Origin of the sequence: Gloeothece verrucosa PCC 7822, from assembly GCF_000147335.1 — a bacterium.
In the GTDB taxonomy this organism is placed as follows: domain Bacteria; phylum Cyanobacteriota; class Cyanobacteriia; order Cyanobacteriales; family Microcystaceae; genus Gloeothece; species Gloeothece verrucosa.
The window spans coordinates 644,279-666,625 of the sequence record NC_014501.1; the positions used below are offsets into that span (position 1 = coordinate 644,279).

The 22,347-nt window shown below is 39.5% G+C and carries 17 protein-coding genes; 7 read left to right on the plus strand and 10 right to left on the minus strand.

All coding sequences use genetic code 11. From position 1 onward, the window contains the following. Nucleotides 1-22 precede the first annotated feature (22 nt). Both CYAN7822_RS02820 and CYAN7822_RS34340 read right to left on the minus strand, forming a co-directional pair. Complete coding sequence (locus CYAN7822_RS02820) at nt 23-4,495, minus strand: beta strand repeat-containing protein (RefSeq protein ID WP_013320730.1); 4,473 nt, start codon at nt 4,493-4,495, stop codon at nt 23-25. Next, the gene (locus CYAN7822_RS34340) at nt 4,473-5,285 is read right to left on the minus strand and encodes a right-handed parallel beta-helix repeat-containing protein (protein ID WP_013320731.1); all 813 of its coding nucleotides are present in this window, start codon (nt 5,283-5,285) and stop codon (nt 4,473-4,475) included. Before CYAN7822_RS34340 ends, CYAN7822_RS02820 begins: the two co-directional genes overlap by 23 nt. Before the next feature lie 904 nt (nt 5,286-6,189). Here CYAN7822_RS34340 and CYAN7822_RS02825 point away from each other — a divergent pair. The 4 genes from CYAN7822_RS02825 to CYAN7822_RS02840 all read left to right on the plus strand — a co-directional run bounded on the left by CYAN7822_RS02825 (nt 6,190) and on the right by CYAN7822_RS02840 (nt 10,156). Continuing rightward, complete coding sequence (locus tag CYAN7822_RS02825) at nt 6,190-6,828, plus strand: hypothetical protein (protein WP_013320732.1); 639 nt, start codon at nt 6,190-6,192, stop codon at nt 6,826-6,828. Nucleotides 6,829-6,950: 122 nt separating this feature from the next. After that, nucleotides 6,951-7,808, plus strand: coding sequence for a prolipoprotein diacylglyceryl transferase (gene lgt / locus CYAN7822_RS02830; RefSeq protein ID WP_013320733.1), 858 nt, complete (start codon nt 6,951-6,953; stop codon nt 7,806-7,808). A 52-nt stretch (nt 7,809-7,860) separates the two neighbouring features. Then, nucleotides 7,861-8,652, plus strand: a complete 792-nt coding sequence (gene cobM, locus CYAN7822_RS02835) for a precorrin-4 C(11)-methyltransferase (protein WP_013320734.1) — start codon at nt 7,861-7,863, stop codon at nt 8,650-8,652. 55 nt (nt 8,653-8,707) lie between these two features. After that, the gene (locus tag CYAN7822_RS02840) at nt 8,708-10,156 is read left to right on the plus strand and encodes a glycoside hydrolase family 13 protein (protein ID WP_013320735.1); all 1,449 of its coding nucleotides are present in this window, start codon (nt 8,708-8,710) and stop codon (nt 10,154-10,156) included. A 132-nt stretch (nt 10,157-10,288) separates the two neighbouring features. Here CYAN7822_RS02840 and CYAN7822_RS02845 read toward each other — a convergent pair whose 3' ends face one another. The 7 genes from CYAN7822_RS02845 to CYAN7822_RS02870 all read right to left on the minus strand — a co-directional run bounded on the left by CYAN7822_RS02845 (nt 10,289) and on the right by CYAN7822_RS02870 (nt 15,448). Then, nucleotides 10,289-10,768, minus strand: coding sequence for a hypothetical protein (locus tag CYAN7822_RS02845; protein WP_013320736.1), 480 nt, complete (start codon nt 10,766-10,768; stop codon nt 10,289-10,291). Nucleotides 10,769-10,886: 118 nt separating this feature from the next. Next, nucleotides 10,887-11,477 (minus strand): Uma2 family endonuclease, encoded by a 591-nt coding sequence (locus CYAN7822_RS02850; protein ID WP_013320737.1) that lies wholly within the window; start codon nt 11,475-11,477, stop codon nt 10,887-10,889. Nucleotides 11,478-11,531: 54 nt separating this feature from the next. Next, nucleotides 11,532-12,860: an aminopeptidase P N-terminal domain-containing protein gene (locus CYAN7822_RS02855; protein WP_013320738.1), complete on the minus strand. Its 1,329-nt coding sequence runs from the start codon at nt 12,858-12,860 to the stop codon at nt 11,532-11,534. Between the two features lie 209 nt (nt 12,861-13,069). Continuing rightward, on the minus strand, nt 13,070-13,276 hold the full coding sequence (locus CYAN7822_RS02860) for a hypothetical protein (protein ID WP_013320739.1): 207 nt from the start codon (nt 13,274-13,276) through the stop codon (nt 13,070-13,072). A 31-nt stretch (nt 13,277-13,307) separates the two neighbouring features. Next, nucleotides 13,308-13,475: a hypothetical protein gene (locus CYAN7822_RS37420; RefSeq protein WP_157871772.1), complete on the minus strand. Its 168-nt coding sequence runs from the start codon at nt 13,473-13,475 to the stop codon at nt 13,308-13,310. Next, nucleotides 13,472-14,083, minus strand: coding sequence for a cytochrome b/b6 domain-containing protein (locus tag CYAN7822_RS02865; RefSeq protein ID WP_041933107.1), 612 nt, complete (start codon nt 14,081-14,083; stop codon nt 13,472-13,474). The genes CYAN7822_RS37420 and CYAN7822_RS02865 overlap by 4 nt, the downstream gene beginning before the upstream one ends. A 21-nt stretch (nt 14,084-14,104) precedes the next feature. Next, nucleotides 14,105-15,448: a cytochrome P450 gene (locus CYAN7822_RS02870; RefSeq protein WP_013320740.1), complete on the minus strand. Its 1,344-nt coding sequence runs from the start codon at nt 15,446-15,448 to the stop codon at nt 14,105-14,107. Nucleotides 15,449-15,800: 352 nt separating this feature from the next. On the opposite strand from CYAN7822_RS02870, the gene CYAN7822_RS37425 reads away from it, so the two are divergent. Beyond that, nucleotides 15,801-18,839, plus strand: coding sequence for a PQQ-dependent sugar dehydrogenase (locus tag CYAN7822_RS37425; RefSeq protein WP_013320741.1), 3,039 nt, complete (start codon nt 15,801-15,803; stop codon nt 18,837-18,839). Between the two features lie 106 nt (nt 18,840-18,945). On the opposite strand, the gene CYAN7822_RS02885 is transcribed toward CYAN7822_RS37425, so the two are convergent. Next, on the minus strand, nt 18,946-20,106 hold the full coding sequence (locus CYAN7822_RS02885; protein WP_157871773.1) for a DUF1097 domain-containing protein: 1,161 nt from the start codon (nt 20,104-20,106) through the stop codon (nt 18,946-18,948). A 266-nt stretch (nt 20,107-20,372) separates the two neighbouring features. Between CYAN7822_RS02885 and CYAN7822_RS02890 the strand changes: the two genes are divergently transcribed. Both CYAN7822_RS02890 and CYAN7822_RS02895 read left to right on the plus strand, forming a co-directional pair. Next, nucleotides 20,373-20,681: a hypothetical protein gene (locus CYAN7822_RS02890; RefSeq protein ID WP_013320743.1), complete on the plus strand. Its 309-nt coding sequence runs from the start codon at nt 20,373-20,375 to the stop codon at nt 20,679-20,681. A 358-nt stretch (nt 20,682-21,039) separates the two neighbouring features. After that, nucleotides 21,040-22,317 carry a glycosyltransferase family 4 protein gene (locus CYAN7822_RS02895; RefSeq protein WP_013320744.1) on the plus strand — a complete coding sequence of 426 codons (1,278 nt, stop codon included), beginning with the start codon at nt 21,040-21,042 and terminating at the stop codon, nt 22,315-22,317. Nucleotides 22,318-22,347 lie beyond the last annotated feature (30 nt).

Genomic DNA, 22,347 nt, shown 5'->3' on the forward strand with positions numbered 1-22,347 from the left:
TTACTTCCCACCTAGTTACTGATTAAACCACAGACAAACCAAATTCCTTGTTATAAGGAACTAATTCGGCTAAATTAATAGCACCATCGCCAGTAATATCAGCCGTCGGATCATATTTACTGTCTCCTTGACGACTGCCAAAAGCCGCGTTTAAGGGGGCTAAATCTCCTAAGTTGACTTTCCCGTCGTAGGAAATATCGCTGTTATAAGTTGACTTACCCGTTAAAGCTACTTTTAAGGCTGAATTATTGGTAGCATTACTGTGAATAATTAACCCATCATCCAGGGAGAATTTTTCTCCGGCGGCATCGGGAGCATAAGTTAAATAGAAACGTTGTGTTTTGCCGGGTTTGATTAAAATATCTCCGGAGGGTAAATCAATACTGACCCCTGATGCCTTAATTTCTATTTGGGAAATCGATAAATTATCGGCATCGCCAACGGCATTATTAGTAATATCGATATATTTGAAAGTATCAGCAAAATTGGGGCGGACAAATGCGCTATCTGTTGCACCATTACGGTATTTAGATAGAGGGGTACTAAAGGTTATGGCGGTTTTATCGAGGCTAATAGTTGTTTCATTGACGTTGGTAATATTAACCTTAAAGGTTTTTTCGATGGATGTTTTGTATCCATCAGATGCAGTAATTCCTAATGTATAAGCAGTAATGCCGCTTTCAAAATCAATGGTTTTTGCGCCGGCTTCAGTTAGGGTAATTTCTCCGGTAGTTGAATTAATGGCAAATAGGGGGTTATTTGTCTTATCAGTGGGGACAGTTTTTAGGGTAAAAGTGGGAGTATTACCAAATTGATCATCATGAACTTTAACATCAGATGCGGCAACAATTACCTTGCCTTTTGTACTTAATTCGGGTAAATTAACATCGCTGATGGGATCAAGGGTGGGTGCATCATTAATGATCAGGGTTTTGGTAAATTTAAGCTGTGTATCCGGATCAACAAAGGTTCCATCAGCAAACCCGGTTTGTTTTGAATCAAGGTCAACGACAATTTGAGAATCATCTCGGGTTCCCACTACTTTAAAATGTAGCAGACTAAAACGCTCATTTTTATTAATCCCAATAGCAGAACCTAGTCCCCCGGCTGGAAGTGAACCCCCACTGAGGTTATCAATTAAACCTTTTGTATTGTCTAAAGTTCCGCCTCGGTATAAGGTAAAATTCGAGGTCACTAAGGGACTATTGACATTAGTGGGATCGAAGGGATTATCAATATTTTGTACCACATCAGCCCCAAAAGCGAGGTTGAGGGCGCTAGTAATGATTCCCGCCGCATTGGTACGAAGATCAGCGAGATTAATTTCAACGAAGAAACTATCTTTTAAGATGACATTTGTAATTTCATTGCCAACGCTGCCGTTATTGTCTTCCAATAGCTTAATCTGGGAACTGATGGGATTAGTATTGGTGAGGACATTAAAGGTTTCTTCGCTGGAGGTATTAACGCCGTCAGAGGCGACGACACCGAGTTTATAGGAGTAGGTTGTGTCGGTAAATTTGAGATTGTTTACCCCTGTTTGGGTGATGGTAATTTCGCCGGTTTTGGAGTCGATGGCAAAAAAGGGATTACCGGATTTATCTTTGGGGACTGATTTGAGACTAAAGGTTAGGTTTTCTACTGGGGTATCGGGATCGGTGGCGCTAACCTTATCTCCTGCGACAATAATTCCTCCTGCAACGATACCCTTTTCTACGCTGGTGTCTTTGATCTTGCTAACGACGGGACGGTCTTCATCAATATTACTTAATTGAATGGTAATAGCCGCATCATCTTGAAGTTTTCCATCACTAGCAGTAACCGTTAGGTTGAACTTAGGATGAGTTTCATAGTCTAAGTCATCCGCATCGGTGACGGTGATTTTCCCTGTGTTATCGATGGCAAAAGCGGCGGTTCCATCTCCATCTACATCCAAATTGCCGCCAGTGATGCTATAGGTAAGGGCATCTCCATCAGAATCACTGGCAATAACCGTTCCCACAAGGGTATTAACGGCGGTCTTTTCTGCTAGGGTAAAGGTGACATCATTGGCTACAGGGGCAACGTTAGCAGGTGTAATGTTGATAGTCGCTTTAGCGGTGTCAGAAAGTTGGCCATCGCTGACATTTAGGGTGAGGTCAATTTTTGTGTTTGTGCCAAAGTCGTCGGGATCGGTAACGGTTATTTTGCCTGAGTTATCGATGGCAAAGGCAAATTTATTATCTTTATCTAGGTCAGGATTGCCGGCGGTAATACTATAGGTAAGATTGGTACTATCGGGATCACTGGCGGTAACGGTTCCAACTACTGTATTGAGGGGGCTATTTTTGGAGATGGTAAAGGTGGCATCGTTGAGAACTGGGGGCTGATTCGTGTTTTGGGTGTTTTCATAAGCGCCGATGTCAACGCTTGCACCAATGAGGCGGGGAACACCCTTTAAATCTATAGGGATAGATTCGGTTTTATCTCCATCTTTATCTAAATCTTGACTATCTGCGGGTAATGCCCCAGGATATCCGCCATCAATGGCGGGGGAACCAGAAGAAAGACGTAAGTCATCAGCGCCAGGGTTAACAAATTTGGGGTCAGCGTTTTTGTTGCCGGTTCCTGTATAGCCATTTTGAACGATACTGTAGGTAACGGTAGCAGTTCCGTAACTGGCAACATTAACAATTTGAGTTCCTGTCTTGTTACTATCTTCATTGCCCCAGAAGATACTATTAGTGGCTGTTACGTTACTTTGGTAATAATACCCACCGCTGTAGTATCCAGTATTGTACAGCCCACTGCCACTACTAGCGGTGTTAAGACTAAAAGTAGTATTGACTACAGTCGGGTCACTATTATAGTTATAGATTCCTCCTCCATTCCCCTTGGCATCATTGCGGCTAAAAACTGAGTTAGTGATTTGAGCATTACTACCATTATTGTAGATAGCTCCTCCTTCATCACCAGCCTTATTGAGGATAAAACTGGTGTTAATTAAGGTCGGTGAGCTACTAAGATTAAAGATCGCTCCCCCATAGTTGGACTTGTTTTCACTAAAACTGGTATTGGTAATGATGGCGTTACTACTGGTATTGTAAATCGCTCCACCGTAATTAGTAGAAGTATTCTGACTAAAAGTTCCTTCGTTGAGGATAATAGCACTAGAATTGTTATAAATTCCGGCTCCATAATTAGTAGCACTATTGTTACTGAAAGTAACTTTAGTAAAAGAGGAGGTACTACTCTCATTAAAAGCCCCACCGCCGTTAGCCGCTTTATTATTGCTGAAGGTAACATTAAATACTATCGGACTGCTACCCCCGCCATTGTAGAGTCCTCCTCCATTACCGACAGCATTATTATTGTCGAAAATAAGATTTTTCAGGGTTGGACTACCGCTACTACTCCATAATCCTGCACCATTAGCATTATCTCCACTTCCATTAGCATTCCCGGCGGTGATAGTAAAGCCGTCTAAGATAGCAGTATTAGTAACACCTGTCCCTGTCACAACATGGTAAGAATTATCGGCTGTGGTATTGACAATATTGCCAATTTCCCCGCTAAGGATAGTCACGTTTTTTTGAAAATCTCTTTGACTGAGATCGCTTTCTATGCCACTAAATCCCCCATAAATGGCGACGTGATCTTTAAGGGCAAAAGTAGCGCTGCGATTTGATCCTGATGTGGGTTTATAGGTTCCTGCTGTGACCCAAATTTCGTCTCCTGCTTGTGCTGCGTTTAAAGCGGCTTGTAAATCACTAAAAGCATTAGTCCAGGAACTTCCATTATTACTACCACTGGCATTACTATTAACAAAAAGGATTTTTTTCTCTAAAGTTGGGGGAGTGGGAGAAACCGCAACTCCTTCATAAGCACCTATATCAAGGCCACTTCCTACAAGGCGAGGATTATTAGCTAAATCCACAGGAGTAAGTTCAGTTTTATCGCCATCTTTGTCTAAATCTCGGCTATCGGCGGGTAATGCCCCAGGCAGGGCGCTATCAATGGCGGGTGAGCCGGCAGAAAGACGTAAGTCATCTGAGGCAGGGTTAACAAATTTGGGGTCAGCATTGATATTACCGGTTCCTGTATAGCCATTTTGAACAATACTGTAGGTAACGGTGGCAGTTCCATAACTGGTAACATTAACAATTTGTGCCCCTGTATTGTTACTATCTTCATTGCCCCAAAAGATACTATTAGTGGCTGTTACGTTACTTTGGTAATAATACCCACTGCTGTAGTATCCAGTATTGTACAGCCCACTGCCGCTATTCGCCGTATTACTACTAAAAGTAGTATTAACTAAAGTCGGGTCACTATTATAGTTATAGATTCCTCCTCCATAACTCGTAGCATCATTGCGGCTAAAAACTGAGTTAGTGATTTGAGCATTACTACCATTATTGTAGATAGCTCCTCCTTCATCACTCGCCTTATTGAGGATAAAACTGGTGTTAGTTAAGGTCGGTGAGCTACTATTATTGTAAATAGCCCCCCCCATCTAGGGACTTGTTGTCAGTAAAACGGGTATTGGTAATGATGGCGTTACTACTGGTATTGTAAATAGCTCCACCGTAAGTAGTAGAATTATTCTGACTAAAAGTTCCTCCGTCGAGGGTAATAGCACTGGAATTGTTATAAATTCCGGCTCCATAATTAGTAGCACTATTATTACTGAAAGTTACCTGATTAAAAGAGCCTGTACTGCCATTATTGTAAGCCCCACCTCCATTAGCCGCGCTATTATTGCTGAAAGTAACATTAGTAAGGTTCGGCTTACTATTACTTTCTGTATAAAGTCCCCCGCCATTAGCCGTTGCATCATTATTATTAATGATCAAGTTTTTAAAAGTAGCGCTGCCAGCAGAAATATAAATTCCTCCTCCATTTCCCTGACTTGCACTCCCGTTAGCATTGCCGGCGGTAATGGTAAACCCGTCTAAAACGGCTGTATTTGTTGTTCCACTTCCCGTAACAACATGAAAAGAATTATCGGCTGTTGTATTGACAGTATTACCAATTTCTCCACTTAAAATAGTGACATTGTTTTTAATATCTCTTTGAGTAACGCTAGTTTCTGTGCCCTTAAAACCTCCATAAATTTTGACATTTTCTTTAAGGGTAAAAGTAGCTGCACGATCAGTGCCCGTTGTGGGCTTATATGTTCCCGCCGCTACCCAAATTTCATCCCCGGCTACCGCCTTAGCGAGGGCATCTTGTAAACTTCCAAAAGCACTGCTCCAAGAAGAACCATTACCAGTTGAACCTTGACTTACAAAGATAGTTGCCATGAGTATTTTTCCTCAATTGTTGTACAATAATTCGTCATCAACTTCTCAAAAAAGTTGTTCTGATTTGTTGCTCGCTATCCCATATCTATTTGATGAATGAATTCACCAAGGGAAAGATAGAAAGATGTTAGAGCATCTATTCACCAATAATCTAGGACTGGTAAATGATAAATTCGGTTAGCTTATAGATTCTAAATGTCAAGAAAAAGTTGGGATAGCTTCATGTAATAACTCACTAATCTTGCGAAAAAGTTAGACAATTTATCCTTGATCAACTTGCCATTAACAATCAAGGACTAAGAAAGATTTTCCTAATTCTTTTCCCAGAAGATTCCCATCTTTACACGAGAAAAGGAATCTACCTAAAAATAAAACTTACATAACTGGTTAGGGCTGCTCTAATAAGCTTTTTTTCACCATTGATGGCGTATCAGGGCTTTGAGCTTCTTCAAATTTATAATGCCCAAAAAAATTGTAAAAATAACATCATTAAGATTTTTTTCCTCAAGAGCTTGGTACATCAGAATTAATTTCATCTCTTGATTAAGTAAGTAAACCTAAAAAAAAATCAACTTTCATTTAAAGTTAACTCAAGCTCAATGATTAACCTCTCAATATTTTATCGGACTACAAAAGGCAGAAACTTTACTGAATTTAAATATTTTTACTTCAGTAAAATTACTGAAATTGCCATTAATTTTTGTTGACTTTGAAAATTTATGCTTAATTTCACTGAAGGGTTTTTATTTTCCCAATTAATTTACGTATAATTACGGTTTAATCGGTTGAAAAATAAGCTTATAAAAAGATTAGATACTTAAAAAAAACTTAAGTATCGGTTAAAGTCGGTTGAAACATATTGCCATATTTAGAGTAAATCTTAATAGATTAAATAAAAAAAATTATGTCTAATTTTAATACGCAAGTTCATCTACTAGCTGACAATGCAGGAACTCCAGGACAAGTTATTACTAATCCCAATTTTCAAATAGGTGATCGTTTCTTTATAGAAGTCCTGATGAAAGATTCTGATCCCTCACCAGTAGGATTAATTAGTTCAGCCATTAACGTCAATTTTAACCCCGCTATCATACACTCACTAGATAGTTTCTCGGCTCCTATCGCCTTAAACAACTCTTTAGTGACTCAATCTTTTCCTATGTTTCGCACAGGAACATTAGACAGCCTCAATGGTTCAATTATCAATTTAGGAGGCGGCTCTTTTCCGGCTATTGGGATGGGTTCAGTCATAGGCATTAATCAACTGGATCGTTTTAGTTTAATGCACTTTGAAACTCTCGCCGGAGGAAACAGCAATTTAGAGGTCAATGTAGATTTAAGCCAAACCGGTTTTGCTGATGGGAGTATTGCTAACTCCAATAATCAAAATCAGTTTACACAAAATATAGTAGTTCTCTCAGAAAATCCGCCGCCCTCAGTGCCTGAATCCACCCCCACTGTTGGATTATTGCTCATAGGAATACTAATGGCCCTGAAAATTTTTGGCTTTCCTAGACAGAATAAAAATCACGATCCAGGGTAAAGGGAAAGGCTTGATTAACGTTCCTTTAACCTTTCCCCCCATATCCTAAACAAAATTTTCTGTCTCAATAACGCTGAGGATGACACAATAGGTGAAGATTGTCTCTCAATCATCATGAATCCATGCTGTTAGCCTTTCAATTTACCTCTCCTGGACCTGTCATTTTTGAGATCGGACCCATTGCTGTCCGTTGGTATGGCTTTTTAATCGCCTCTGCGGTTCTCATTGGCGTAACTTTATCGCAATATTTAGCCAAGCGCCGCAACATCAACCCCGATTTAATCGGAGATGTCGCTATATGGGTCATTATTAGTGCTATTGTCGGAGCGAGAATTTATTATGTGCTGTTTCAATGGCGAGAATATGCCGGCCATCCTGGTGATATGATAGCCATCTGGAAAGGAGGAATAGCGATTCATGGGGCCATTATAGGGGGTACTTTAGCCGCCGCTATCTTTTCGCGCCTCAATAAAATCTCTCTTTGGCAATTAACCGATGTATTTGTTCCCTCTCTCGCTTTAGGACAAGCCATCGGGCGCTGGGGCAATTTCTTTAATTCAGAAGCCTTTGGAAGACCTACAGATTTACCTTGGAAACTGTTTATACCCCCTAGCCGCCGTCCTCCTGAATATCTGCAATATGATTACTTTCATCCGACCTTTTTATATGAGTCCTTATGGAATTTGCTGGTTTTTGCTGGGTTGATCTATTTATTTTTTTGGGGGTTGCGTCATCGCGATCGTTTTAAAGTGGGAACATTAACCCTCATTTACTTAATTGCCTATAGTTTAGGGCGCTTTTGGATCGAAGGGTTACGCACCGATAGCTTAATGTTAGGACCTTTAAGAATTGCACAAGTGGTCAGTTTAGTGGGTATTATGGCAGGAATAACTGGATTAATTTGGCTTTATCGACTGAAGCGACCTTTACCCGATGTGGTTTCTTCAAAACGTCCTGTTAATCAAGATGTGGAAAATTAGGACTTTGATTAAAATGATTTTTTGATGGACTGTGATTTTGGATTTTAGTTAGATGCCCTTAATCCCTTTAAAACCTGCGGTTTACATTATTGGTGCTGGTCCGGGCGATCCGGACTTACTGACCATGAAAGCTTACAAAATTATCTCTCAAGCGGATATTATCCTCTATGCTGATTCTCTTGTGCCCAAACAAATCTTACAAAATAGCCGCCCTGATGCCCAATTAATCCCCACTGGTAACAAAACTCTAGAAGAAATTATCCCCCTAATGATTGATTGGGTAAAAAACAACTGTTCGGTTGTTCGTCTTCATTCAGGGGACCTTACCCTTTATAGTGCTATTCATGAACAAATGCAGGCACTTAGTGAGGCTAATATTCCTTTTGAATTAATCCCTGGAATTAGCGCTTTTCAAGCCGCAGCCGCTAAACTGGCAACAGAATTAACTATCCCTGATCTAGTACAAACCATTATCTTAACCCGTATTAGTGGGAGTGCTTCGGCTGTTCCTGATGCAGAAGAATTATCTTCTCTTGCCGCCCATCAAGCGAGTTTATGTTTATATTTAGCCGCCCGTCATGTGGAAAAAGCACAAGAAAAGCTGCTCCAACATTATCCTCCAGATACCCCGGTTGCCGTTTGTTTTCGAGTGGGTTGGCCTGATGAAAAAATTTGGGTCGTGCCGCTCTTAAAAATGGCAACTTTTACACAACAAGAAAATTTAATTCGCACCACACTATATATTATCAGTCCGGCTTTAAGAGCCGTTAAAGAAGCTAGGTCCCGTCTCTATCACCCCGAACATTCTCATCTATTTCGTCCTTCTGGAAGAAGTCACTCCTAGAGGATAGACATAAAATACACATAACTTAACATGGTCTAAGTACAAACTACTAACAATGGAAATACAAACACCAGATTGGGTAAAAAACGCGGTTTTCTATCAGATTTTTCCAGATCGTTTTGCCAGAAGTAAACATCCAAAATATGGCTTATGGCAGTCTTCTAATTTAGAACCTTGGGACTCTCCGCCTACTTATCAAGGATATAAAGGAGGAGATTTATGGGGGGTAATTGAAAGGTTAGATTATTTAAAAGATTTAGGCATTAACGCTATTTATTTTACTCCCATTTTTCAATCGGCTTCTAATCATCGCTATCACACCCATGATTATTATCAGGTAGATCCGATGTTAGGGGGAAATGTGGCCTTTGATTTTTTAATAGAAGAAGCCCATCGACATAATATTAAAATTGTTTTAGATGGGGTGTTTAATCACGCGAGTCGCGGGTTTTTGTTTTTTAATGATATCCTTGAACATGGTCCTTATTCGGCTTGGTTAAGTTGGTTTAAAATTGAAAAATGGCCCCTGTCGGCTTATGATGGCAATTATCCGGCTAATTATGTGGGTTGGATTGGCAATCGGGCATTACCTGAATTTAATCATGAAAACCCTGAAGTGCGAGAATATATCATGCAGGTAGGGGAATATTGGCTGAAAAAAGGAATTGATGGCTGGCGTTTAGATGTTCCTTTTGAGATAAAAGTACCGGGTTTCTGGCAAGAATTTAGAAGTCGGGTAAAAGCTATTAATCCAGAAGCTTATATCGTCGGAGAAATTTGGGAAGATGCCAGTCAATGGTTAGATGGGACTCAGTTTGATGGGGTGATGAATTATCCTTTTGCTGAGGCGACTATTGCTTTTGTGGCTGGTGATCGCGTTCTGAAAGAGTATTATCAATCTCAAGATTTTAAGCCCTATCCGGCTTTATCAGCCGCTACTTATGGTGAGAAGATGCAGCAATTGTTATCCCGTTATCCTTGGGATATTCAGTTAACTCAATTGAATTTATTTAACAGTCATGATACCGCTAGGGTATTAACTACTTCGGGTAAGGATAAATCTAGTATAAAACTAATTACTTTTCTCATGTTTACTTTCCCCGGTGCCCCGAGTATTTATTATGGGGATGAAGTGGGATTAGAAGGCGGAAAAGATCCCGATTGTCGGCGTACTTTTCCTAAAGAAGAAAACTGGGATTTAGAGGTTTTAAAGTATCATAAAGAGATTATTGCTATCCGTCATCAATATGCGGCTTTGAGAACCGGAGATTATCAGATTGTTTATGCTGATGATACGGTTTATGTCTTTAGCCGCACGTTAGATAATCAGACTGTTATTGTGGCGGTTAATGTGGATAATTCCGAAAGAAATGTCAATTTTGAGGGAAAAAATGGCGAAGTTTTGGCTAATCAATTAGTCTATGGTGAGGGTGATCTTTCCTGGGACAATAATCAAGCATCCTTAAAAATTCCTGGGCGAAGCGGCTGTATATTTGTATGGTAGAGTCGAGGGAGGCTATTATGCCTCGCCCCTCTCTTTTAAATCTGGGCGTGCGACTTTCACCGCACCCAGCTTCCGACTCAATTAGGGCTTGATTCCCTTTTGCTCATGTGTATATCTACCCTATTAATCTAATTAATCTAAAACATGATCAATTAAAGCGCCTGGACGCTTTTGTCCCATTTGCATGAGTTGATCTAAAAGATTCCTCGGTACACCTGAACGACGAGAAGCACCGTCTAGTCCTGCTCCCCGCCTTAGTAAATGAATAGCGGTTTGGACTTTTCGATAGGTTGTTGTACCGTATTTAATGTCTCCTTTGTCTTGGGCGATGGTTAAACCATAGGCGATATCATTAGCGAGTTGAATAGATACCTCATGGTTCCTTCGGCGGCTTTGTGTCTCGCTAAGATGGGCTAGATTTTCGGTTTTTAAATTTTTCTTGTCTATTAAGGAAACTCTTGTTCGGTTTTGATAGTCTAATAAACTAGATTTCAATAGTATGTCATGATCATGAGCATTTTTAGCTAATAGAGCCTGAGTAGGATTAGCTAAAACAATTCCAGTGAAAAGAAAGCCAATGGCGTTCAATTGCCACGTTAAATGCTTTAACAATACAGATTCCTCCCGTCTCAAGTCAGTGCTAGTCTGCTTTGAGAGCCTAGAAAGTTTTTTCTCAGTTTAACGGATTTCTATTTTTATTTCAAAAAATTTTGGCGAGAGGGATTTTTTTTTATTCAGCGTCTTCTTGTTCAAATTCTACGCCTTCATAAAGGTCGGCAAAGTTGATTTCAAAGTTAATAGAACTCAGGGATAAAATATTATCTTCTCCTTCGTATTCAGTTAATAACCATTTTCCTTCATTCGTTTTGGTATATTGCATGATATAATAACGCTTCTGATCGATTAATAAATATTCTTTAAACTGAGGGATAGAACGATAATGAAGAAACTTATCCCCTTGGTCATAATTTTTAGTTGACTTGGATAATATTTCTACAATAATAGAAGGGTTGGTGACTATTCTTTTTCCTGTCCCCTCGTAAATGGGTTCTCCCTCAATCACCATCACATCCGGATAAGTGCCATGTCGATAACGGGGTATCCACAAGTTAACACCACTGAGAAAAATTTGGTAGTTTTGCTGTCTTAGGGCTAATCTGAAGTTAAAAGCAAAGTTAAAAGCAATTTTACTATGATCGGTTGTTTCTCCTGGCATAGCTACAATCTCTCCATCTCGATATTCACTTGGATACTCGGCTTTTTGTTCGAGGTTGATATACTCTTCTAAAGTATAAAGCCGCTTGGTAGTTTGTGCAGTCATGGTGATTTTCTCCAACAATTATTATCAATGGGTGGGCAACTGCCCACCTCAAGTTTAGCGTTCTATATCTTCAATATGTTTAGGAACAGCAGAGGTTAATATTTCATGTCCATCCACCGTCACTAAAACATCATCTTCGATACGCACTCCAATTCCTCGCCATTTTTCGGGGACTTCGGGTTGTCCTTCTGCGGGTTTAATAGTAGGAGAAATATAAATTCCCGGTTCAACTGTTAAAACCTGACCCGGTTGCAAAGTTTGCCAGGTTTCTTCCCCGCATTTATACAACCCTACATCATGCACATCTAACCCTAACCAATGACCGGTTTTGTGCATATAAAAGGGTTTATATTTCTCTTCTTTGATGATTTCTTCGGTGTCTCCCGTTAATAACTCGAGTTCCTTTAAACCCTCAACAATCACTCGCACAGCCGCATCATGAAACTCATGGTAAGGTTTGCCGGGTTGTACCTGTTCAATAGCTTTTAATTGGGCTTCTAAAACTATCTCATAAATAGTTTTTTGTTCAGGGGTAAATTGACCACTGACGGGAAAAGTACGGGTAATATCTCCGTTGTAATAGCCATAAGAACATCCCGCATCAATGAGCAATAAATCATTTTCTTTGAGGACAGAAGTATTTTCCACATAATGAAGAATACAGGCATTAGCACCCGAGGCCACAATAGAAGGATAAGCAGGACCGATCCCCCCAAGTTGACGAAAAGTGTGTTCTATTTCGGCTTGGATTTGATATTCATATTGTCCTACTTGGGCAAATTCTCGCGCCCTGTTATGCGCTTGGGCAGAAATGATTGCCGCTTGACGCATTAAAGTTAACTCTGTAGGACTTTTAATTAGTCGCATCGGATGCAAAATAAAGTTAGTATCTTCGATGGCTATCGGTCCGGTTCCTCGTTTAGGATAGGTGGTCAATAATTTCTGCCAGTGAGCAATAATTTTTTCATTAAAGTATTGATCTCGTCCTAAATGGTAATAAATGCGGTCAGCTTTTTCGAGATACTGAGGTAATTTCTCATCCAATTCATTGATCGGATAAGCTTCATCAGCACCAAAACGTTCTTTGGCTCCCTCTACCCCATAACGATATCCTGTCCAGGTTTCTTTTTCAGGGTCTTTTGGTTGTACAAAGAGGATAAAACGGTGTTCAGGGTGATGGGGAGCAAAAACGGCCACCGCTTCTGGTTCATTAAACCCTGTAAGATAGAAAAAGTCGCTGTCTTGACGGAATACATATTCTACGTCGTTGTGCATTACGGCAGTGGGAGCGCTGCGAAAAATCGCTGTTCCTTGACCGATTTTTTCCATCAAACGTTCTCGTCGTTGTTGATACTCGGTTGGCTCTATATGATCAATACTCATCTGTGCGTATTTGTTTGAGATTATAAAAGAGTATCTCTTTATTATGCTTTGTTAGTCATTAGTCATTGGTCATTAGTCGTCCTACATCTAGTTGTAGCCGCTTGGCCATTGGGTTTTCCCTATTTTAACTTCCACTAATGAGTAGGGACTAAGGACTAAAGACTATTGACTATCTTGCTCACTTTAGCGCCAGCGTGTTTTTTTCGGTATTAAAACACTTCATCCTCTATGCCGCGCCACCATTCACCTAAACGCATCAATTCTTGATGTAATTGTTCAATTTCTTGTAAATACTCATGCTCTGCCATCGTTGAGCGGCGTTCTTGTAATTTTTTCAGCCGCAGTTGAATCAGCAACCAAGGTTTAGAAATCCCATTAGTCGCTTCAATATATTTTGCTAGTTCTTGACTATCCATATAAGTTTTTTTTAAGACAAATTTTCTCTGATTATAAACGATTTAAAAAAAAATGTACCCATTGAGTAGCACTCCTCAAACTTGAATGGTGTGAGTCTTTTTCTTCTTCGGGAGAAAATAGGGGAGAAATCAAACCAAAGACAATCCCACCAAACACAAAAATTTCCACGAGGGACAGAACCCTATTATTGTTTTTCATTGCCTTGTTTCTTTTCTAGATTTAATAAATTCTTGAATTTTTTGTCTCCAAAGTCGAGGAGAGTCACTGGGGCGATATTGTCTACGAAACATAGACATAATTAAAGGTGTCCCGCCAATTTTTAACCCCATTAAAACATGAATGATTAAACAACCGAGCAGAACCAGCCAAGCCGATAAATGGAGTTGATACCAAGTTTCATTTAAATTTCCATCAGGTAACCATTCTTCTTTCATTTGTCTGCCCGTCATCAATGCCCAAGTTCCAGCCAGTAACATGACAGTATTAATAATTCGATAGAGACTGTACCACCAAATCGGTTTCCCCACTGCGGTTAATTTATTAATCGTATCACCTTGAATTAAGCGTTTTTGTCCTGGATGAAAACTATATAAAGCCAAAGCCGGAAAAACAATTAAAAACAATACTCCGAAGGTTCCATGAATACCAATCATGTCAGGAATATTGGGCAAAGGAAGCTGAATTAATCGACCATCGTAAATATTATAAACCCAAAAAGCCGTAACCATCGCCAACAAGACAACGATAAGATTGACTCCGTGAAGAATTCGCAGCAGTAAAGGCTGGTAAGGTTGAGAACGAGCCACTCGGGTTTTCCTCTTTTCAATTCAATGATAATTAACCGATTTTAGCACCATTTTAAAATTGTTTGGAGGAGCGATAGTTAAGCCGCGTCTTACGGGTTTGAGGGGACGAGAATTAAGCAACTCTAACTGAAAACGCTGCAACAGGGTTGCTAATACCAATTTCATTTCTAGTAAAGCCAAAGCCATGCCAATACAGCGACGGTTACCGCCGCCAAAAGGAATATATTCATATAAAGAATACTGTCGTTCTAAAAAGCGTTCAGGTTTAAATTGATCGGGTTGAGGATAAAGATCTTCTCGATGATGTAATAAATAGATACAAGGTGCTAGGACGGTATTAGCCGCAAACTTATATCCTAATAATTCCATATCCGACTTGAGAATTCTTGGGAATGTCAGAGGAGCAACCGGGTATATTCTCAAGGTTTCTGAACAAACGGCATTGAGATAGGGGAGTTTACAAATGTGAGCGAGATTTGATTTGTCTTCCACACTCGATAATTCAAAACGTAATTTATCGCCCACTTCAGGTAAATAATGAATCCAATATAATGCCCAAGTTAAAATGCTTGCGGTGGTTTCATGTCCGGCAATTAACATCGTCATTAACTCATCGCGTAACTCGAGTAAAGTCATGGGTTCTCCGTTTTCATCCCTTGCACTGAGCAAAAGGGTTAAGATATCTTCCCCGTCTAATTTTTCTTGTTGTTGGCGTTCTCGAATTTCCTCACAGATCAGTTGATCTACTTGGGCTTTCAGACGCAAAAATCTACCCCAAGGACTCAAAGGACCCCAATCTTTTCGCAGTTGCCGAAAAAACAATATGCTAGAACTTAAAGGAGAACTGATAGAGTCTAAGACAGTGGTGAGCAGTTGTCTGAGTTTATGGTAGCGTTCGCCTTCTTGTAAACCAAAAACGGCTTTTAAAATTACTCTGAGGGTAATTTCTTGCATAATGGTACGAACTCGAAAAGGTTTACCCACCTGTAACGGTTCAGTGACTTGTGCGGCGATGTCACAGATTAATTGTTGGTAAGTTTGCAAGCGTTCCCCATGAAACGGCGGCGTTAACAGTTTTCGTTGACGTTGATGAGCAACCCCATCTAACAAAATCAGGGAGTTTTCCCCAACGAAAAATTTTAAAATTCCGTTGCCTCTGCCACTGTCAAATTGTTCAGCAGGAGCGGTCATAATTTGTTGTATGGCTTTCGGGTTACTGATATAGACAAAGGGAGTTTCCGATCTCCCTACCGCAAAGCAGTCTCCGAAGCGTTTACCATTTTCATCCATATAGTCGGTGGGACGAAAAACAAGCTTTAACATTCGCAGCATTTGAGGTTGGGTTGGACGAGGCGGCAGCGTCATGATCCAGTTATGGAATAGGTGAACTATTTAATAGTGTAGCGTCTGTTCACTGAGTGTTTCTGAGTTGGGCAGACCCAGATAAATCTATCTTTAGTTAGAGACATAATAGAAAAAATTTTTTGTTATATTAGTGGTTGCTTCAAATAAAAATTAACAGAATTAAAAAAGGAAATAACAAGCTTATCCATTGGCAATCAATGAAAATTTTTGACTACATTTATTGAGGACAGACGCTTCAATAAAATTAATAAAATTTAAAAATTGAAAATACAGGGTTGCTTTTATAATCATCAAAAGCTAAGTTTATTTATAGAGTTTACCCGACCATCACGCAATTTCTGGAGACAAAAAAATGGCAATTACCTCTAATCCCATTCCCGAACTGATTAAAAAATCTTCGCTTTCTGTAGGCTTACAAGAAGTGGCCCACATTCCTAATAGTGGAACAGGTAGTAATAGTGCCGCTCGCTTAAATTTCCTCTCCTCTGCTAATGATGGTAGCGGACGGTTATTTGTTAATGATATGCGGGGAAAACTTTATGTTATTGATAATGGCAATGTTAGTGTATATTTAGACCTTAAAACTCAAGTGGTGTCAAATTTTTTATCGACTTCTGGACAGCAGGGATTTACGTCTTTTGCTTTTGATCCCGATTTTAAAACCAATGGCATATTTTACACCGTAAATAGTGAACAAAAAAGTACCTCAGTTCCCGATTATCCCATTACTAAACCGATTTATGACAGCAAAGGCAACCTGATAGCAAGCTCTCATCATGATGTCATTCGACAATGGCAAGTGAGCAACCCTACGGCTAATACCTTTTTTGGAACGATGCGCGAATTACTACGCATTGAAGAACCCTATGCGGATCATAACGTAGGACAAATCGCCTTTAACCCCAATGCTAAACCCGGCGATCCAGATTATGGAATGCTTTATATCGCCACGGCCGATGGTGGAAGTAATGGATTTCCCGTAACCGATACCGATCCTTTAGATAACGGACAAGATTTAAGTGTTCCTCTGGCAAAAATTCTGCGGATTGATCCTAAAGGCAATAATAGTGCTAACGGAAAATATGGCATTCCGAGCGACAATCCTTTTGTTAAAGATAACAACCCTAATACTTTAGGAGAAATCTGGGCTTACGGATTGCGAAATCCCCATCGTATTAGTTGGGATACCGGAGGCGATGGCAAAATGCTCATTGCTGATATTGGCCAGCATTTTATCGAAGAAGTCAATTTAGGCATTAAAGGTGCTAATTATGGTTGGGGAAATCGGGAAGGCACTTTTGTGATTAATGACAATAATGAATATGCTCTCTATCCCTTGCCGGACAATGACGCAGACTACCATTATACCTATCCCGTTGCCCAATATGACCATGATATTAGCGGACTGGTGGCTATCGCTGGCGGCTATGTTTACCGAGGTTCAGCCATTCCTGAATTAGTGGGGCAGTATATTACTGCGGACTTTGCTAATGATGGACGATTTTTCAACGTCAGTGCGAGTCAACTGGTGAATGGTCAACAGGCGACCTTGAGTGAACTAAGACTATTTAATGGCACTCAAGAAACCTCTTTTTTAAAGCTTCTCAATAGCACTCGCAGCGATGTAAGATTCGGCGTTGATGAAGCCGGGGAAATCTACGTTACCAATAAAATAGATGGAATTATCAGAAAGCTTGTGCGTTCACCGGAAGTGACTAACCTTAACCCCGAAGGTAGCATTCAGACCGCTTTTTATATTAGTGATAGCAGCGTCACCGAAGGAAGCACTAATAATTTATCGGCTAGTTTTACCGTGAGTCTGACGGGTGCGGCTAATTCTACTGTAACCGTTGATTATGCCACAGCAGACGGACCCGCTAAAGCCGGACTTGACTATACTGCAACCAGTGGGACACTAACTTTCTTGCCTGGAGAAACCAGCAAAACGATTAATGTCAACATCCTCAACGATAATACTAACGAAAACACCGAATATTTTACCGTTAATTTAAGTAATCCCCTGAATGGGTTGCTAATACAGCCTGTGGGAACCGCGACCATTTCTGATACTTTATTTTCATCGGTTAGTGTCACCTTACCTTCAGGGGTTGAAAATTTAACTCTGACTGGCAGCAATAATATTAACGGCACTGGTAATACTGGCAATAATATTCTTACAGGCAATAGTGGGAACAATATCCTTAACGGTAAAGAGGGGGCAGATATTCTCATAGGAGATGCCGGCAACGATACCTATGTCGTTGACAACGCCGGCGACCAAGTGATTGAAACCCTCGATCAGGGAACCGATACGGTTCAAGCTAGTATTGATTATACCCTGCCGGAAAACGTAGAAATTTTAACCTTGACAGAGAGCAATAATCTCACAGGCACAGGTAATCTTCTCAATAATACTTTGTGGGGCAATACAGGCAATAATTCGCTTTACGGTGCCCAAGGGAATGATTATATTAATGGTAAGGCGGGTGCAGATACTCTCACAGGAGGAGAGGGCAATGATAGCTATGTCGTTGACAATGCCGGCGACCAAGTGATTGAAACCCTCAATCAAGGAACTGATACCGTTCAAACCAGTATGAATTATACCCTGCCAGAAAACGTAGAATATTTAATTTTAACTGGGACAGATAGTGTTACAGGCACAGGTAATGTTTTGAATAATACTTTGTGGGGCAATACAGGCAATAATTCTCTCTACGGTGCCCAAGGGAATGATAATCTTAATGGTAAGGCGGGTGCAGATACTCTCACAGGAGGAGAGGGCAATGATAGCTATGTCGTTGACAACGCCGGCGACCAAGTGATTGAAACCGTAGCTCAGGGAACTGATAAGGTTCAAGCCAGTATTGATTATATCCTGCCGGAAAACGTCGAACATTTAACCTTAACAGGGACAGATAATCTCAGTGGCAGTGGAAATCTTGTTAATAATTATTTGACTGGCAATGCTGGTAACAATACTCTTAGTGGAGGGGATGGTAATGATACCCTAAGCGGCAATGATGGAGATGATACTCTGATAGGAGGCAATGGAAATGACCTTGTCACAGGCGGCAATGGGAATGATGTTTTCTTGTTTGAATCTAGAATAGAGGGAATTGACACCATTCAAGATTTTTCTATCACTAACGATACAATTCAGATTCGCCGCAGTGGGTTTGATGGGGAATTGCTATTAGGAATACTCAATCAAGCTCAATTTGTTTTAGGCTCTAGTGCAGGGGATAGTGATGATCGTTTTATCTATCAACAAAGTACAGGAAAATTATTTTTTGATCAAGATGGAACCGGCAGTATTGCTCAAATTCAAATTGCTACTCTATCTAATAAAGTTAGCCTGAACTTTAATAATTTAACGATTGTTGCTTAGTGGTAAGAAGGGTGTAGGGTGTGGGGTATCCCCATCAAGAAATTGAGGGGATTTAACAAGTAAATTTAAATTAAATCTGTGACAACTTATCAAAGCGGCTTGGGGATTATTTGAACAAAATATTTTTTTCTTGCTCTCCAGTATTTTTATTAAACAACTTGATCAGTTTAAAATATTTAAACAAATGTTGTTTGAGCAAAAGAATAAAATCCGGATTCTCAAATAATTCTTCTTGATTTTGCAAAATATGTTCTGATTCATCCAGGTGTTTAAATTTTTCGTGGTAGTCTACAATCAAGCGAATAAAAGCAGAATTAATAAATTCTTCGATGCTTCGTAATAGACTAGGCTGTAAAAATAATGAGTATTTTTCCACTGTTCGATTCAAAGTTTCTTTAGTGGAATGGCATTCTTGAGACAAATAATCAAGCCAATTCATATCTTCAAGGGAATACAAAAGATTATCTGTACTTTTGATGGATTCAGATAATTGAGAAACTTGTTCTGTATCTAACTTATCAAAAATCTCAGAAATTTCTTTTATTTTAGATGTTTGATGATCTAGTTTAACTTTTTCAAAAGTTTCTTGCAAGACATAGAAATGATGAAGGAGCGGTTGTTTTATTTGTTGCATAGCCACTCTTTCCTTTTTTTTATCCTTTTTGTCTCTTTCTGATTCTATTACTCTATCTACGGCAAAAAGCACTAAAAGTATTCCCAAAATTTCCGTAGCCATGTTAATAGAAAAATCTTCGATTAAGCTATTATTAGAATGAAGAATAAGAGCCGCACAAAAACAAATTACCAATAATCCCACTAAAATAAAATAGGTTTTTCTTAATTTCGGCTCAATTTCTTTTGGATACAGCCAGGAGAAAAAATCGATGTTATTATCTTCAGATTGATTAGCTGAAAGGCTATCAGATGCTTCGGGTTTGATATCAATGACAAAAATAACACTCGCTAATCCCAGAAAAATAGCGCCTATCCCCCCTCCAGCTAAGGTGGCAATTAAAGGAGAATAATATTTTAAAAGACTGATAGCGACTAAACTCGTGCAGGTTCCAATTAAAAAACCCAAGAGGCTTTTCAGATAAATTTTGAAATTACTATTTTTTAAGTTTTTCAATTGACTAGCCAAAAAGGATTGAGAAATTAAAAAATAAAATTTCTGAATAATTTTATGAGAGAAAGGAGTCATCGGTTCTGTGTCGGTTGAAGATTCTATATCTTTAGGGGGTATTTGGATAGTTAAATGTGGTTTCATTAAAATCATATACTTTTACTTTAATTAATATAGTTTAAAGGCTGATTCTATGGTCTAAAAAAAAACCGCTTTTGTCATCACCCGCAAGAAATGAATATTGAGTTGCCGTGAAACAAGAAGTATATCAAAAGAAATAGAGCCTTTTTTGATTCTGTCTAAAGACTGAGAAAAATTCGAGAAATCCTCTTTCTATCTAAAGATGATACTTCGAAGATTTTTCCTTGTAATAGAAATATATGAACAAAAATTTTCATAGGAGATTTATTATGAGTGAGATCAAGCAAAATGTTGATAATAAAGAGCCAATAAAAGAAGAAGATCAATACGAGGGACGTTTAACGGCTAACCCAGGTGATCGCATCAGTGAAGAACCCCAAACGATCGAAGAAAAAGCTCAACAAGTTGCTGTAGATAGTTGGGATATTGTGGGTTACCAACAAGTTCCGACTTATTTTGTCGTCGATAACCCAGACGGAAGTCAAGAAGCGTTGCATCATGTCAAAGATGCCGATAAAATTTCTGATGTGATCCGTCAGGCGAGAGTAGATGAAGATGGAAATCGAGTTTGGTGGTAATTAACAACCGGTTTAAACATCTTTGCCGCACTTTTTTTCCCTCATAATCTGTCTTTTTAGGGAGCATTTTAAATAGGTATTTAAGGCTTATCTATGGCATTAAAATATAATTTAAGATGTTCCCCTAACTTTTAAAATATTTTGTGGAGATGAGAGTATCTCCGAGTTTATAATATAAAATTATTGATGACATTTCCTGAATAAAATTTTATCAGTCAAAAGAATTATTTCCCGAGTTCGATTCAGCAAAATCAACCTTAAGCCTATTTATTACTGGGGTTGGATGCTAGGCTAAAGCGTTAATTTTATTGTAAAGGTGTTGAGAAAGAAATTTGATATATTTTCAAAGAGCCTAATTATGTATAATCGTCAAAATAAAGGAAAAATAGCTTTAATTTCTGTGCATGGCGATCCATCTATCGACATCGGAAAAGAAGAAGCCGGCGGTCAAAATGTTTACGTAAGGGAGATCGGAGAAGCTTTAGGAGGAAAAGGGTGGCAAGTAGATATGTTTACCCGCAAAGTTTATGCCGAGCAAGCTAATATAGTTGAGCATAGTCCTAATGTTCGAACCATTCGTTTAGCCGCAGGGCCGGAAAAATTTATTGGCCGAGATCATTTATTTGAATATTTACCAGAATTTGTCAAAAGTTTTTTTAATTTCCAAGCACAAACACATACTTTATATCCGATCATTCATACAAATTATTGGCTTTCTGGGTGGGTAGGTTTAGAGCTACGCAAACACCATTTATTTAGACATATTCATACTTATCATTCTTTAGGTGCAGTCAAATATAGATCGGTCACCACCGTTCCCCTGGTGGCCAATACCCGTTTATCAGTAGAAAAACAATGTTTAGAAACAGCAGATTGCATTGTAGCAACCAGCCCTCAAGAAGAACAAGATATGCGCTCGCTAGTTTCTCGTGGCGGCAACATTGAAATAATTCCCTGTGGTACTGATATTAAACGTTTTGCCAGTGTAGATCGTGATAGCGCCCGAGAAAAGCTCTTAATTGACCCAGACGCTAAGGTTATTCTCTATGTAGGACGCTTTGATCGTCGCAAAGGCATAGAAACCTTGGTGCGAGCAGTGGGCCGTCCTGAAGTGAGAAAACATGAGAAGTTACAGCTAATTATCGTTGGTGGAAGTCAACCCGGACAAATAGACGGACTCGAACGTGAGCGCATAGAAACTATAGTCGAAGAACTGGGTCTAGAAAAGATTACTTTTTTTGCTGGACAAATATCTCACAGTGAATTACCCAACTACTACGCCGCCGCCGATGTCTGCGTTATCCCCAGTTATTATGAACCCTTTGGACTGGTAACCATTGAAGCGATGGCATCTGGTATTCCTGTGGTGGCCAGCGATGTAGGAGGATTACGGTTTACCGTAGTTTCATCAAAAACAGGATTATTGGTAGAAAGCAAAAATTCACCCGCTTTTGCTGAGGCCATTAATCGCATTTTATCTGATCCCGCTTGGGGCAAAGAATTAGGCCGAGCCGGACAACGCAGAGTTAACTCTTTCTTTAGTTGGGATGGAGTGGCCTCTCAAATGGAAGACCTTTATCAATGTCAACTGGCTCATCTACATCGAGAATTCTTTGCTACCAAAGTTGTTAGTTAATTTTTACTTAATTTTTACTTAATATAAAGG

Bases quoted from the DNA above. Each gene is read 5' to 3' on its own strand.
- CYAN7822_RS02855 (WP_013320738.1), bottom strand. From the start codon at position 12,860: ATGAGTATTGATCATATAGAGCCAACCGAGTATCAACAACGACGAGAA.
- CYAN7822_RS02890 (WP_013320743.1), top strand. From the start codon at position 20,373: ATGAGTGAGATCAAGCAAAATGTTGATAATAAAGAGCCAATAAAAGAA.
- cobM (WP_013320734.1), top strand. From the start codon at position 7,861: ATGCCCTTAATCCCTTTAAAACCTGCGGTTTACATTATTGGTGCTGGT.
- CYAN7822_RS02840 (WP_013320735.1), top strand. From the start codon at position 8,708: ATGGAAATACAAACACCAGATTGGGTAAAAAACGCGGTTTTCTATCAG.
- CYAN7822_RS02870 (WP_013320740.1), bottom strand. From the start codon at position 15,448: ATGACGCTGCCGCCTCGTCCAACCCAACCTCAAATGCTGCGAATGTTA.
- CYAN7822_RS34340 (WP_013320731.1), bottom strand. From the start codon at position 5,285: ATGGCAACTATCTTTGTAAGTCAAGGTTCAACTGGTAATGGTTCTTCT.
- CYAN7822_RS02825 (WP_013320732.1), top strand. From the start codon at position 6,190: ATGTCTAATTTTAATACGCAAGTTCATCTACTAGCTGACAATGCAGGA.
- CYAN7822_RS02860 (WP_013320739.1), bottom strand. From the start codon at position 13,276: ATGGATAGTCAAGAACTAGCAAAATATATTGAAGCGACTAATGGGATT.
- CYAN7822_RS37425 (WP_013320741.1), top strand. From the start codon at position 15,801: ATGGCAATTACCTCTAATCCCATTCCCGAACTGATTAAAAAATCTTCG.
- lgt (WP_013320733.1), top strand. From the start codon at position 6,951: ATGCTGTTAGCCTTTCAATTTACCTCTCCTGGACCTGTCATTTTTGAG.
- CYAN7822_RS02885 (WP_157871773.1), bottom strand. From the start codon at position 20,106: ATGAAACCACATTTAACTATCCAAATACCCCCTAAAGATATAGAATCT.
- CYAN7822_RS02850 (WP_013320737.1), bottom strand. From the start codon at position 11,477: ATGACTGCACAAACTACCAAGCGGCTTTATACTTTAGAAGAGTATATC.
- CYAN7822_RS02895 (WP_013320744.1), top strand. From the start codon at position 21,040: ATGTATAATCGTCAAAATAAAGGAAAAATAGCTTTAATTTCTGTGCAT.
- CYAN7822_RS37420 (WP_157871772.1), bottom strand. From the start codon at position 13,475: ATGAAAAACAATAATAGGGTTCTGTCCCTCGTGGAAATTTTTGTGTTT.
- CYAN7822_RS02820 (WP_013320730.1), bottom strand. From the start codon at position 4,495: ATGGGGGGGGCTATTTACAATAATAGTAGCTCACCGACCTTAACTAAC.